At 66.4% G+C, this 13,412-nt stretch carries 11 protein-coding genes; 5 read left to right on the top strand and 6 right to left on the bottom strand.

Annotated features, from left to right (window positions below):
- Nucleotides 1–8 precede the first annotated feature (8 nt).
- Nucleotides 9–1,196 (bottom strand): winged helix-turn-helix domain-containing protein, encoded by a 1,188-nt coding sequence (locus O5K31_RS15170; RefSeq protein WP_269714581.1) that lies wholly within the window; start codon nucleotides 1,194–1,196, stop codon nucleotides 9–11.
- A gap of 63 nt (nucleotides 1,197–1,259) precedes the next feature.
- On the opposite strand from O5K31_RS15170, the gene O5K31_RS15165 reads away from it, so the two are divergent.
- The gene (locus O5K31_RS15165; protein ID WP_269714580.1) at nucleotides 1,260–1,976 is read left to right on the top strand and encodes a 16S rRNA (uracil(1498)-N(3))-methyltransferase; all 717 of its coding nucleotides are present in this window, start codon (nucleotides 1,260–1,262) and stop codon (nucleotides 1,974–1,976) included.
- A gap of 101 nt (nucleotides 1,977–2,077) precedes the next feature.
- Complete coding sequence (locus O5K31_RS15160; protein ID WP_269714579.1) at nucleotides 2,078–3,436, top strand: glutamate--cysteine ligase; 1,359 nt, start codon at nucleotides 2,078–2,080, stop codon at nucleotides 3,434–3,436.
- Nucleotides 3,437–3,442: 6 nt separating this feature from the next.
- On the opposite strand, the gene O5K31_RS15155 is transcribed toward O5K31_RS15160, so the two are convergent.
- The gene (locus O5K31_RS15155; protein ID WP_269714578.1) at nucleotides 3,443–3,994 is read right to left on the bottom strand and encodes a DUF427 domain-containing protein; all 552 of its coding nucleotides are present in this window, start codon (nucleotides 3,992–3,994) and stop codon (nucleotides 3,443–3,445) included.
- Nucleotides 3,995–4,163: 169 nt separating this feature from the next.
- On the opposite strand from O5K31_RS15155, the gene O5K31_RS15150 reads away from it, so the two are divergent.
- A complete protein-coding gene (locus O5K31_RS15150) occupies nucleotides 4,164–6,071 on the top strand; it encodes a peptide MFS transporter (protein WP_269714577.1) in 1,908 nt (635 codons plus the stop codon).
- 79 nt (nucleotides 6,072–6,150) lie between these two features.
- Here the strand turns inward: O5K31_RS15150 and O5K31_RS15145 are convergent, their stop codons facing one another.
- The 4 genes from O5K31_RS15145 to groES all read right to left on the bottom strand — a co-directional run bounded on the left by O5K31_RS15145 (nucleotide 6,151) and on the right by groES (nucleotide 12,310).
- Nucleotides 6,151–8,181 (bottom strand): TonB-dependent receptor plug domain-containing protein, encoded by a 2,031-nt coding sequence (locus tag O5K31_RS15145; protein ID WP_269714576.1) that lies wholly within the window; start codon nucleotides 8,179–8,181, stop codon nucleotides 6,151–6,153.
- 130 nt (nucleotides 8,182–8,311) lie between these two features.
- Complete coding sequence (gene tldD / locus O5K31_RS15140; protein ID WP_269714575.1) at nucleotides 8,312–9,742, bottom strand: metalloprotease TldD; 1,431 nt, start codon at nucleotides 9,740–9,742, stop codon at nucleotides 8,312–8,314.
- Between the two features lie 582 nt (nucleotides 9,743–10,324).
- Complete coding sequence (gene groL / locus O5K31_RS15135; protein ID WP_269714574.1) at nucleotides 10,325–11,962, bottom strand: chaperonin GroEL; 1,638 nt, start codon at nucleotides 11,960–11,962, stop codon at nucleotides 10,325–10,327.
- Between the two features lie 57 nt (nucleotides 11,963–12,019).
- Entirely contained in the window at nucleotides 12,020–12,310 is a 291-nt protein-coding gene (gene groES, locus O5K31_RS15130; RefSeq protein WP_269714573.1) for a co-chaperone GroES, read from the bottom strand.
- Nucleotides 12,311–12,483: 173 nt separating this feature from the next.
- Between groES and O5K31_RS15125 the strand changes: the two genes are divergently transcribed.
- Together O5K31_RS15125 and O5K31_RS15120 are read left to right on the top strand one after the other, a co-directional pair.
- Nucleotides 12,484–12,903: a VOC family protein gene (locus tag O5K31_RS15125; RefSeq protein WP_269714572.1), complete on the top strand. Its 420-nt coding sequence runs from the start codon at nucleotides 12,484–12,486 to the stop codon at nucleotides 12,901–12,903.
- Nucleotides 12,904–12,912: 9 nt separating this feature from the next.
- Entirely contained in the window at nucleotides 12,913–13,314 is a 402-nt protein-coding gene (locus O5K31_RS15120) for a hypothetical protein (RefSeq protein ID WP_269714571.1), read from the top strand.
- Nucleotides 13,315–13,412: the final 98 nt, after the last annotated feature.

Raw genomic sequence — 13,412 nt, 5'->3', positions numbered from 1 at the left:
GGTCGCGCCTAGAGCGCCGACAAGGCCGGGGCCAGATCGCCCTTGCCCACGATCTCGACCCGCTCCAGCCCAAGCCAGGCCGCCATGCGGCGAAGCTCGGCCATCAGCAGGGCGGGCGTGTCCTTGGTCGCCCAGGACTCGGCATGGGCGGCCTGAACCAGCAGGGCGCCCCTCCCGCGGTCGGACTTCAGGTCCACGCGCGCGGTGATCGCCTCACCCTCCAGGAACGGCAGGACGTAATAGCCGTGGGTACGCTTGTCGGCGGGGGTGTAGATCTCCAGCCGTACCTTCACATCGAACATCCGCTCGGTGCGGTCGCGGAACCAGATCAGGTTGTCGAAGGGCGACAGCAGGGCCGCGCGGGTCGCCCGCCGCGCCTTGGCGTCCGCATGCAGATAGGCGGGCTTGTCCCAGCCCTGCACCTTCACCGCCGTCAGCTCGCCCGCCTCGGTCAGTTCGGCCACGCGGGCGCGGGCGTCGGCCAGGGGCAGGCGGAAATAGTCGCGCAGGTCAGCCTCGGTCGCCACGCCCATGGCTCGGGCGGCGATGCGGACCAGCTCGCGCTGGGCGTCATCCTCCGACGGGGTCGGCAGGGCGGCGGCGTGGGGCAGGGCGCGTTCGGTCAGGTCATAGACCCGCTCGAACCCCCGGCGGGTCAGGGTGGTGATCTCGCCGGTCCAGAACAGCCATTCCAGGGCCCGCTTGCCGTCGCTCCATTCCCACCAGCCGGGCGCCTTCTTGGGGCCCTCGGCGAAGTCGCCGCCGGTGACGGGGCCGCCCTTTTCGATCCGGTCGCGGATGTTGTCGACATAGTCTGCCCGCTCGCGGGCGAAGCGGGCGATGCCCTTCCAGATGCCGTCGCCCGCCGCCGCCCTGGCCATGCGCCAGCGAAACAGGGGCTGCATCTGCATGGGCATCAGCGACGCCTCATGGCCCCAGTATTCGAACAGGGTGCGCTTCTTGCTCCACGCCGCCTTCTCCAGCGTCGCGCGGTCATAGCCGTCCAGGCGCGAGAAGGCCGGCAGGTAGTGGGTGCGGGTCAGGACGTTGACCGAGTCGATCTGGATCACGCCCAGCTGGTCGACCAGACTCCGCAACCGGGCCGGCGAGCCCCTTGGCGCCGTCCCGGCGAACCCCTGGGCCGTCAGCGCCATGCGCCGCGCCTCGCGTGCGGAAAGATCATAGCCCCGAGCCATGCCCGATCAGTGCCGTGGAGCCGACCCTCTGTCCAGACGCGCAAGGAGCGCTATAGAGGCGGTATGATCCGACTGTTCGTCACCGATCCCCTGAAAGCTGGCGGCCAGGTTTCGCCGACGCCGGATCAGGCCCGCTACCTGACCAGCGTCATGCGTCTGGGCCTGGGCGATGCCGTGCTGCTGTTCAACGGCCGCGACGGCGAGTGGCGGGCGGTGCTGAGCGAGGTGTCCAAGCGCGGCGCCAAGCTGATCGCCGAGGAACAGACCCGTCCCCAGCACATCGGCCCCGACCTGGATCTCGTCGTCGCCCTGGTCAAGCGCGGCCGGCTGGAGACCATCGTCGAGAAGGCCGCCGAACTGGGCGCGCGCCGCGTGCGTCTGCTGGTGACCCGCCGCACCAACGCCGACCACACCAATGTCGCCCGCCTGCAGGCCATAGCGGTGGAGGCCGCCGAGCAGACGGGCCGCCTGGATGTGCCCCAGGTGGTCGCGCCCGAGAAGCTGGACCGGATGCTGGACGGCTGGGACGCCGCCCGCGCCCTGGTGTTCTGCGACGAGGGCGGCGACGCCAAGCCCGCGCTGGAAGCCCTGAAGCCGCAGGACGCCGCGGCGGTGCTGATCGGCCCCGAGGGCGGATTCGCGCCCGAAGAGCGTGAGCGTCTGAGGACCCTGGACTTCGTCACCCCCGTGTCGCTGGGGCCACGCATTCTGCGGGCCGATACGGCGGCGATCTCCGCGCTTACGCTTTGGCAAGCCGCGGCGGGCGATTGGCGATCTTGAACTTTAGGCCCTTGAGCTTGGCCGCCGGAGCGCCCACTTGGGCGTAGGTCGTCAATCGAAACGGCTTACGACACGTTTTTCCGGCTGGGGAGTCGATGGGAATGGCTGACGGCATGCAGGACGACCGTCCTCTCTCGCTGGACGACCTGACGGCCTATTTCGCCCAGGGCGAAAAGCCGAAGTCGGCTTTCCGCGTCGGCGCCGAGCACGAGAAGTTCGGCTTCCGCCTGAGCGACAACTCTCCGCCGGCCTATGACGGCCCCGATGGCATCCATGCCCTGCTGACCGGCCTGATGCGGTTCGGCTGGAAGGGCGTCTATGAGGGCGAGACCCTGATCGGGCTGGAGCGCAACGGCGCTAATGTCAGCCTGGAGCCAGGCGGCCAGTTCGAGCTTTCCGGCGCGCCGCTGGAGACCATGCACGACATCTGCCAGGAAACCGGCGGCCACCTGGAAGAAGTGCGGACCGTGGCCGACGAGCTGGGCCTCGGATTCCTGGGCCTGGGCTTCCATCCGACCATCACCCGCGAGCAGGCTCCGGTGATGCCCAAGGGCCGCTACGTCATCATGCGCAACTACATGCCCAAGGTCGGCGGCCTTGGCCTGGACATGATGTTCCGCACCTGCACGGTGCAGGCCAATCTCGACTTCGCCACCGAAGCCGACATGGTCAGGAAGTTCAGGACCAGCCTGGCCCTGCAGCCGATCGCCACGGCCCTTTTCGCCAATTCGCCCTTCACCGAGGGCAAGCCCAACGGCTTCCTGTCGGCCCGGGCCAATGTCTGGACCGACACCGACGCCGACCGCACGGGCATGCTCGACTTCGTGTTCGAGGAGGGCTTCGGCTTCGAGGCCTATGCCCGCTATGCCCTGAACGTGCCCATGTACTTCGTCAAACGTGGCGACACCTACATCGACGTGGCCGGCCAGCGGTTCGGCGACTTCATCGACGGCAAGCTGGACGCGGTTCCGGGCGAGCGCGCGAGCATGAAGGATTGGGCGGACCACACCACCACCATCTTCCCCGAAGTGCGCCTCAAGACCTATCTGGAGATGCGCGGCGCCGACGGCGGCCCGTGGAGCCGCTTGTGCGCGCTTCCGGCCCTGTGGACCGGCATCCTCTATGACGACGCTGCGCTGGAAGCGGCCTGGGACCTTTGCAAGGGCTGGAGCCGCGAGGAGCGTGTCGCCCTGCGCAATGACACGCCGCGCCTGGGCCTGAAGGCCACGGTCGGCGGCCGCACCAGCCAGGATGTGGCCAAGGAACTGGTGGCCATCGCCAAGCAGGGCCTGAAGAACCGCAACCGTCTCGACGGCGGCTTCATCGACGAGACGACCTATCTGGGCGAACTCGAAGCCATCGCCGACAGCGGGATCACCCCCGCCGAGCGGCTGCTGGAAAAGTATCACGGTCCGTGGAATGGGGACGTGACGCGGGTGTTCGAGGAAGACGCTTACTAGGCGGCGCTAGATCGATCCCACCCCGCGATAGGGCGGTGAATCGGGAGCGTCCGGCGTTTCGTCATCCTCCGGATCGCTGACGTTCGATTCCCAATGCTCCTTCTGGCTGGCGCCGGAACCGGAGTCGGTATGCTGGACGACCTCATCGACGCGGGGGTCGGCGTCGGTATCAACCGCGCGGCTTTCGCCCGGGGCGGCGGCGATCTCACGAAACTCCACGTGCTCGGGATAGAAGGCGATGCGGTCGCCGATGCCGAACACTTCCGACTTGGGCTGTTCGTAGGACCAGGCGAAGCGCTCGATGATCTTGGCGTCGCGCATGACGGTGAAGTGGGTCGCCGCGCCCTTGTAGGGACACTGGGTGACGATGTCGTTCTTGCGCAGCACAACCATCTCCACATCCTGGCGCGGGAAATAGAAGACGGGGGCCATGTCGGCCTCCCGCAGGACGACCACGTCGTCGCTGTCGGCGATGAGGTGACCTTCGAAAAGGACCTGCACACGGCCGTCCTTCCGCTCCAGGCGAAGGGGGTGGGTGTTGTTCTCACTCGATTGCATGGCTGGTCTCCTGTGGCGGAGACGGAACGCATGGCCCACGAAACGGGGTCCAATCGCAAAGCCGTTGCTTGTGCAACTGTCACACGCATGATTTTCTCCCCGCCCAGTGGGGAGAGCGCGGCACGGTCTGGGGGGATCGGGCGCTCGCCGGTTTGGTCGGGATTTCTGTATGAATATCGTTCTCGTTCTCGGGCTGCTCGTGACGCTGGTCACCGGTATCCCGGTGCTGATCCAGCTTTTGCGCAATCACCCGAGAGGATTGATCATCCTCTTCTTCGCCGAGATGTGGGAGCGGTTCTCCTACTACGGCATGCGGGCCATCCTGATCTTCTATCTGACCCAGCACTTCCTCTTCGACGACAAGTTCTCCAACGCCCAGTACGGCTCGTACACATCGCTGGTGTATTTGCTGCCGCTGATCGGCGGCTTCCTGGCCGACAAGTATCTGGGCACCCGCAAGGCCGTGGCCTTCGGCGCGCTGCTCCTGGTCGCCGGTCACCTGACCATGGCCATCGAGGGCAAGCCCGCCCAGCAGGTCCTGACCTATCAGGGCGCGCAATACGTCTTCCAGGTCGAGGGCGTGGGCGAGCGCGAGGTCAAGCTGCAGGTCGGCGACAAGACCTATGACTGGACGGCCACCGCTGACGGCGGCCTGGCGATCACGGACCTGCCGGCTGACGCGCCGCTGCCGGCCGTGCTGGCCAAGGACTCCTACTCGATGGAGGTCACTGGCCGTGACCAGACCTACGTCAACATCTTCTACCTGGCCCTGGCGCTCATCATCATGGGCGTGGGCTTCCTGAAGCCCAACATCTCGGCCATCGTCGGCCAGCTTTATCCGCAGGGCGACCCGCGACGGGATTCGGGCTTCACCCTCTACTATTACGGCATCAACCTCGGCTCGTTCTGGGCGGCGCTGATGTGCGGCTGGCTGGGGCAGAACGTCGGCTGGTGGGCGGGCTTTGGCCTGGCCGGCATCGGCATGCTGCTCGGCTTCGTGGTCTTCGTGCTCGGCAAGCCGCTGCTGGAAGGCAAGGGCGAGCCGCCGTCACCGGCCAAGCTGGTCGAGAAGGTGGCCGGCCCGATCACCCGCGAGAACCTGATCTATCTGGGCTCGCTCCTGGGCGTCGGCGTCGTATGGCTGCTGGTCCAGCGCTACAGCTGGGTCGGCATGGCCCTTACGCTCGGCACGGTGGCGTCGCTGGCCTATATTGGCTGGTTCATGATCACCCGCTGCAACAAGGTCCAGCGCGAGCGCATGGGTCTGGCGCTGATCCTTATCCTGGGTTCGGTGGTGTTCTTCACCCTGTTCGAGCAGGCGGGCTCGTCCCTCAACCTGTTCGCCGACCGCAACGTGGACCTGACCATCGTCGGTCAGCCGCTGGTCTGGTTCAACGGCGCCGTCACCCTGGGCAACGCCCAGCAACTGGCGGCCGCGGGCATCGATCCGGCGGCGACCTTCTGGGTCAATACCGGCCTGGCGGCTTCTCAGACCCAGTCGTTCAACGCGGGCTTCATCCTGATCTTCGCCCCGATCTTCGCCTGGGCGTGGAGCTACTTCGGCTCGCGCAACATCGACATCAGCCCGATGGTCAAGTTCGGCCTCGGCCTGCTGCAGGTGGGCCTGGGCTTCCTGGTCCTGGTCTGGGGCGCCAAGTTCGCCGGCGGCGACTATCGCCTGCCGCTGATCTTCCTGGCGATCATGTACCTGCTGCACACCACGGGCGAGCTGTTCCTGTCGCCGGTGGGCCTGTCGGAGATCACCAAGCTGTCGGTGGCCTCGGTCGTGGCCTTCATGATGGCGGTCTGGTTCCTGGCCAGCTCCATCGCCCAGTACGTCGGCGGCTTCATCGCCAGCCTGGCGGGGACCGAGACCGTGGGCGGTCAGGTGCTCGATCCGGCCAAGGCGCTGGAGACCTCCACCGGCGTGTTCAACACCATCGGCTGGTGGGGCGTGGGCTTCGGCGTCGCCTTCCTGGTCGCCTCGCCCTTCCTCAAGAAGTGGTCGCATGGCGTGAACGACGCGTCCAACCACCCGCACGCGGACGTGGACGCCGACCGCCAGTCGATGCCCTAGGCCTCGACGGCATAGCCTGAAATGACGAAGGCCCCGGAGCGATCCGGGGCCTTTTTCATGTCCGCGAAGGCGAGGGGCGTCAGCCCCAGGTCTTGCGCAGGCGAACGTAGAAGCTGCGGCCGAACTCCAGGTCGCGAACCTCCTCATAGGCCAGCGGGCTGGTGTTGCGCGGGCCGGCATAGACCTGGCGGATCTGCTTGAAGCCGCGAGCCGTGGCGTTGGGAATCTCGAAGCGGATCGAAAGGTCGGGCTTTGGCCGGTATTCCAGGAACGGGTGGACCCAGCTCTTCAGCTTGTAGGTCTGGGTCTGGTCGAAGCGGTAGAAGGTCTCGCGCCACTGGCTGAAGACGTTCACACCCCAGTTGATCTTGTACTTGGACAGGTCCTGCGTGAAGTTCAGCTCGTACTCCACCGGGCGGTAGTCCGACAGCTCGCGCTCCTCGCCGGTGGTGGGATCGGTGACCTGGCTGTCGCGATAGGTCAGCTTGCCCTTCAGCAGGCCGCCGGTGACGCCCAGCTTCTGCAGCGGCAGGGTCAGGCGGGCCTCCAGTTCGTCCTTGGTCCCGTCGCCGATGTTGGCGGGGCTGTCGAAGGCGCCGGTGGCGGTGAAGATCGGCGCGCGGTCGATGGCGTCGGTCACCTCGAAATGGCGGGCCGTGAAGACCACCGCGCCATTGCCCCAGAAGCGGCGCTCATAGGCCGCTTCCATCACCCAGGCGTGTTCGGGCTCCAGGTTGGGGTTGCCGGTGGAAATGACCCCCGTGGATAGAGCCGACGAGGCGGTGAAGTCGTTGAAGTTCAGCTGCCCCACCTGACGCTCGACGCGCAGGCGGATCTGGTTGAGCTCGTTGGGCGACCAGGTGGCCACGGCCCGCGGCTTGAGGAAGGTGAAGGTCTTTTCCAGGTCCACGTCGCCGCTGGATTCCAGGCGCGAGCCTTCCATGCGGACGCCCGCCTCCAGGGTCAGCGGATTCCAGGGCTTGTAGGTGGTGTTGACGAAGACCTCGCCGCGCTTCTCGTTGACCTTCACATTGGCGGCGGGAAGCTCGATCGGGGTGTCGTTCTCAGAATAGGCGGAATCGCTGTCGAGCCAGTTGTAGGCACCCTCGGTCCCGGCCTCGAAGGACAGGGTCGGCGACTTGTTCCACTTGAGCACGGCGCGGGCGATGGTCTCACCGGTGGTGCGCTCGTTGGCGTACACCGTGACCGAGCCCGGCTCCTTGTAGAGCGAGGTGTAGTCGAAGCTCTTGAGCTGCTGCAGCAGCAGGCTTTCCAGGTTCAGGCTGCTGGACAGGGCGCGGTCGTAGCGCACGCCCAGTTCGGCGCGGTTCTGCTCGTCATGGTCGCGCTGGACGCCTTGGATGCCCGGCAGGCTTTCGTCGTAATAGAAGCGGTTGTTGTGCAGCTGGCCGTTGATCTTGAACTTGCCGCCGGCCAGGGGCGTTTCGAAGGCGCCGGTGAGGATGGTGTCCTGGCCGTCGCCCTCGGTGTCGATGCGGTCCTGGCTGATGATCCGCCCTTGCGCGTCGCGGCGGGTGATCGGGCCGTCGCCGGCGCCATCGTCCACGAAACCGCCCATGAACAGGCCGCCTTCCAGGGTGCGACCGTTGTTGCGGCGCGAACCCTCGATCCGCATGGCGTAGGCCTCGCGGTCGTCATGCAGGAAGTTGCCGGCCACGGCGAACACGCCGGTGCTGGAGACGCCGCCCTTGCGGACGATGTTGGCCAGGATGGTCTGGCCCTGCATGTCGATGCCCGGCGCGCTGCCGCGGATCAGGTCGATACGCTCGACCTGGCTGGCGGGCACCCGGCGCAGGATGTTGCCCAGGCTGTCGTTCTTGGCGGTGGGGCGCTGGCCGTCGATCAGGACGTTGCCCGCCCCGCCGGCGAAGCCGCGCACCGAATCCCCCTGGATGAACGAAAAGCCCGGCAGGCGGTCGATCATGTCCATCGCCGTGTTCGGCTGGGCCGGGGCGAAGAAGCTGGCCGGATAGGTGATGACGCCTTGCGTCGCCGCCTCGGTCTGGGCGGCCGGCGCCGCGGGTTGAACGACTGCGGCGGCGTCGGGTTGGCCGGCGGCCAGGATGGCGATGATCGGCGCGATGGCCATAGACTTGTACTCCCCAGAACTCGTTGGGGAAGGCATGACGAACGTCGCTCGCCAAAACCAATTACAAGGCTGACATGTAGATTAAATCTCTGACAGGTTGCATCCGAAAGCCCTGTCCGACGCCTCTAACCTAGATTCCGGTGCCGCCCACCGTCAGGCCCGTGATCTTCAGGGAGGGCTGGCCCACGCCCACCGGCACGCCCTGGCCCGACTTGCCGCAGACGCCGATGCCCGGGTCGAAGCCGAAGTCGTCGCCGATCATGGTCACGCGGGTCAGGGCGTTGGGTCCGTCGCCGATCAAGGTCGCGCCCTTGACCGGGGCGGTGATCTTGCCGTCCTCGACCATGTAGGCCTCGGTGCACTGGAAGACGAACTTGCCGTTGGTGATGTCCACCTGGCCGCCGCCGAAGTTGGCGCAGTAGAGGCCGCGCTTCATCGAGGCGATCATCTCCTCCTGCTTGTGCGACCCGCCCAGCATGCCGGTGTTGGTCATGCGCGGCATGGGCATGTGGGCGTAGGACTGGCGGCGACCGTTGCCGGTGGCTTCCATGCCCATCAGGCGCGCGCTCATGCGGTCATGCATGTAGCCGACCAGGATGCCGTCCTCGATCAGGATGGTGCGTTCGGTGGGCGTGCCCTCGTCGTCGATGGTCAGAGACCCGCGACGGCCGGGGATCGAGCCGTCGTCGAAGACGGTGACGCCCTTGGCCGCCACGCGCTCGCCGATACGGCCGGAGAAGGCGCTGATGCCCTTGCGGTTGAAATCGCCCTCCAACCCGTGGCCGACGGCTTCGTGCAGCAGCACGCCGTTCCAGCCGGGGCCGAGCACCACGTCCATCTCGCCCGCCGGACAGGCGATGGCGTCGAGGTTGACCATGGCCTGGCGCAAGGCTTCGTCCACCTGCTCCTGCCACTTGTCGGGGCTGATCCAGGCCTCGAACCCGGCGCGGCCGCCGGCGCCGGAGGAGCCCGTCTCACGACGGCCGTCCTTCTCGACGGTGATCTGGACGTTGACCCGCACCAGGGGGCGGATGTCGCGCAGCAGGCGGCCATCGGCGCGCAGGATCTCGACCACGCGGCGCTCGCCGGCCAGGCTGGCCATGACCTGCACCACGCGTGGATCGCGCTGGCGGGCGAAGGCGTCGATCTCCTGCAGCAGGGCGACCTTGTCGGAGAAGTCCGGCTTGGAGACCGGATCGTCCTCGCCATACAGCTTGGCGTTGGTGGCGCGGGGCGCCTCGGCCGAGACGCCGCTGTAGCCACGGCGCGCCAGACTGGCGCTGTCGGCGGCGCGGCGGATGGCGGCCTCGGAGATTTCGGAGGAATGGGCGTAGCCGGCGGTCTCGCCCGCCACCACGCGAAGGCCAAAGCCCTCGCCCGCGTCATAGGCCGCCGTCTTCAGCCGCCCGTCGTCGAAGACGAAGCTTTCGCTCTCGGAACGCTCGATGAACAGCTCGCCGTCATCGGCCCCCTTGAGGGCTTCGCCCAGGATACTCTCGGCGGTCTTGAGATCGACGCCGGCGGCGTCCAGCAGGGAAGGGGCGTTCACGGATGCGTTCATGCCTTCCGAGATAGGCGGTCGAGGGCCCGGCGCCTAGCCGGGTGCGTGGTTTGGGCGCTGCCCTGCGTCCTTCGAGACGGCCTTTGGCCTCCTCAGGATGACGGATTCAGTAAAGCAACAAAGCTCGTCATGCTGAGGAGCGCGACAGCGCGTCTCGAAGCACGCACGGCTTCGCCGCCTCGCGGGGAAACCCGCGAAGGTTGGGAGGGCTGCGGAGCGTTCGAACGGCTCGATGTAGGGTTGGAGTTGCAGGAAAGACGTCTGGCGCTCCGCTGCGGATCCTTGTCGTGGACGCTGCGATCGACGCCTTCGATGAGCAGGAAACCCGGCGTCGTCGGCCTCCAGGGGGAGTCCGCGTCTTCCCGCAACGACGACACGTGGCCACGCGCCCTCCCGTGCGGGGAGACGGCTACAGCTTAAGCGGATTGGGAAGGGCGGGGATAACTTCCCAAAGAAAAAGGGCGGAGCCTTGCGGCCCCGCCCTTCAACTTGGTGCTGGGTTAGTGGACTAGAAGTCCATGTCGCCGTGTCAGATCGGCGGAGCCGATCTGACCATCTTTAGTGATGGGCGACTTTAATGGACTAGAAGTCCATGTCGCCCATGCCGCCGCCCGGCATGGCCGGAGCGGCCGAAGCCTTCTTGGGGGCTTCGACGATGGCGGCTTCGGTGGTGATCAGCAGGCTCGACACCGAGGCGGCGTCCTGCAGAGCGGTGCGGACAACCTTGGCCGGGTCGATGACGCCGTCGGCGACCAGATCGACATACTGTTCGGTCTGGGCGTTGAAGCCGAAGGTGGCCGAGTTGTTCTCGAGGATCTTGCCGACCACGATCGAGCCTTCAACGCCGGCGTTCTCTGCGATCTGACGGATCGGAGCCTGCAGGGCGCGACGGACGATGGCGATGCCGGCGGTCTGGTCGGCGTTGTCGCCGGTCAGGCCGTCCAGAGCCTTCGAAGCCTTCAGCAGGGCGACGCCGCCGCCGGGGACGATGCCTTCCTCAACCGCGGCGCGGGTGGCGTTCAGCGCGTCGTCGACGCGGTCCTTACGCTCCTTCACTTCGACTTCGGTGGCGCCGCCGACGCGGATCACCGCAACGCCGCCGGCCAGCTTGGCCAGACGCTCTTGCAGCTTTTCCTTGTCGTAGTCCGAGGTGGTGTCCTCGATCTGCTTCTTGATCTGGCCGATGCGGGCTTCGATGCCGCCCTTTTCGCCCAGGCCGTCCACGACCGTGGTGTCGTCCTTGGTGATGGTGACCTTCTTGGCGCGGCCCAGCATTTCGAGCGAGACGCTTTCCAGCTTGATGCCCAGGTCTTCAGAGATGACCTGGCCGCCCGTCAGGATGGCGATGTCTTCCAGCATGGCCTTGCGGCGATCGCCGAAGCCCGGAGCCTTGACGGCCGCGACGCGCAGGCCGCCGCGCAGCTTGTTGACCACCAGGGTGGCCAGGGCTTCGCCTTCGACGTCTTCAGCGATGATCAGCAGGGGACGGCCCGACTGAACGACGGCTTCCAGCACCGGCAGCAGCGGCTGCAGCGAGGAGAGCTTCTTTTCGAACAGCAGGATGAGCGGCTCTTCGAGCTGCACTTCCATCTTGTCGGCGTTGGTCACGAAGTAGGGCGACAGGTAGCCGCGGTCGAACTGCATGCCTTCGACGACGTCCAGTTCGGTCTGGAGCGACTTGGCTTCCTCGACCGTGATGACGCCTTCGTTGCCGACCTTTTCCATGGCGTGAGCGATCATCTCGCCCACTTCCTTGTCGCCGTTGGCCGAGATGGTGCCGACCTGAGCGATTTCCTGGTTGGTCGTGACCTTCTTGGAGGACGACTTGATGTTCTCGACGACCACGGCCACGGCCTTGTCGACGCCGCGCTTCAGGTCCATCGGGTTCATGCCGGCCGCGACCGACTTCAGGCCTTCGATGCAGATGGCTTGAGCCAGGACGGTGGCGGTGGTGGTGCCGTCGCCGGCCTTGTCGTTGGTCTTGGAGGCGACTTCGCGGATCAGCTGGGCGCCCAGGTTCTCGAAGCGGTCAGCCAGTTCGATTTCCTTGGCGACCGACACGCCGTCCTTGGTGGAGCGCGGGGCGCCGAAGGACTTTTCGATCACGACGTTGCGGCCCTTGGGGCCCAGGGTCACCTTCACCGCGTTGGCGAGGATGTTGACGCCGCGCAGCATCTTGTCGCGTGCGTCGGAGGAGAAATAGACGTCTTTGGCGGCCATGATGGATGCCTTTCTAAAAGAGGATTTCGTTCAAACGGGTCCGGGTTGGGAGAAGGCTTACTTCTCGACCACGCCCAGGACGTCGCTTTCCTTCATGATCAGGAGGTCCTGACCGTCGACCTTAACTTCGGTGCCGGACCACTTGCCGAACAGGATGCGGTCGCCGGCCTTCACGTCCAGGGCGACCAGATCGCCCTTGTCGTTGCGGGCGCCGGGGCCGACGGCGATGACTTCGCCTTCCTGCGGCTTTTCCTTGGCGGTGTCGGGGATGATGATCCCGCCCTTGGTCTTCTCTTCTTCTTCGACGCGCTTCACGAGCACGCGGTCGCCAAGAGGACGAAACTTCATCTGGAGTCTCCGTAGCGTTACGGGTTGGTGTTTTTATCGCTGGCGAGCAGGGCTGTTAGCAGTCGCCCGCCCTGAGTGCCAACGTGCCGGGGAGGTAGGTTGTACGGCGCATGGAGTCAAGACGCCGCAGCCGATCTGTCCTAGGTTTGCGGTCCATACGGGAGGTCACCGCAATGCTCGACCATCTAGGGTTCAAGGTTGTCGATTATAAGACGGCGAGGGTGTTTTATGATCGTGTTCTGGCGTCGATCGGCGTCGTGCCGCTGATGGACGTGACCGCCGAGCAGAGCGGAAGCGTCGCCTTCTGCGGCTATGGCCGGCCGGCCCCGGCGGCCCCTGGGGGCGGCCCGCGGGCGCACTTCTGGCTGGCGCAGGGAGACGGCATGGACAAGCCAAACCTGGGCCTGCACGTGGCGTTTTCGGCGCAAAGCCGGGCTCAGGTCGATGCGTTCTACGAGACGGCGCTGGCGGCGGGCGCCAAGGACAACGGCGCGCCGGGCCTGAGGCCGCACTATCACCCCAATTATTATGGCGCGTTCGTCATCGACGCGGACGGCCACAATATCGAGGCGGTCCATCACGGAGCGGAGTAAGCTCTCCCCATGGCTTCCCACACCCTTTCGACCGTCCTCGCCATTCTCGCCTGCATGATCGGCGGCGCCATGGGCGGATATCTGCTGGCCAGTCCGGACGGCGCCATGAAGCGGATCGGTCTGCTGCGGGAGTCCGAGACCGCGGGCCTGGCTCAGGCGCGGGCGGTGGGCGGAGCCCTGGTGGCGGCCCACGCGGTGGCGGCGGCCCTGCTGGGCTATGCGCCCCTGGCCGGGGCGGCCCTTTCCATCGGGCTTTCGGCCCTGTGGTTCGGCGGCGCGGCGTCGAGCCTGCTGAACAGGACGCCCGGCCGGCAGACCGGCGTGCTGCTGGCCCTGCTGATGGCCGCCAGCTTAGCCTCGCCGTTCTGGAGCTACGGCAAGATTCTGCTGACGCGGGGATTGATGGTTTGATCCAGGTCCTCCCCCACTGGGGGAGGTGTCCTGAAAGGACGGAGGGGGCCTGCTGAGTCAGCAAGCCCCCTCCACCACTTCGTGGTCCCCCTCCCCCA

This window comes from Caulobacter sp. NIBR2454 (genome assembly GCF_027474405.1).
Taxonomy (GTDB): domain Bacteria; phylum Pseudomonadota; class Alphaproteobacteria; order Caulobacterales; family Caulobacteraceae; genus Caulobacter.
This window is presented reverse-complemented; position numbering and strand designations above follow the sequence as displayed.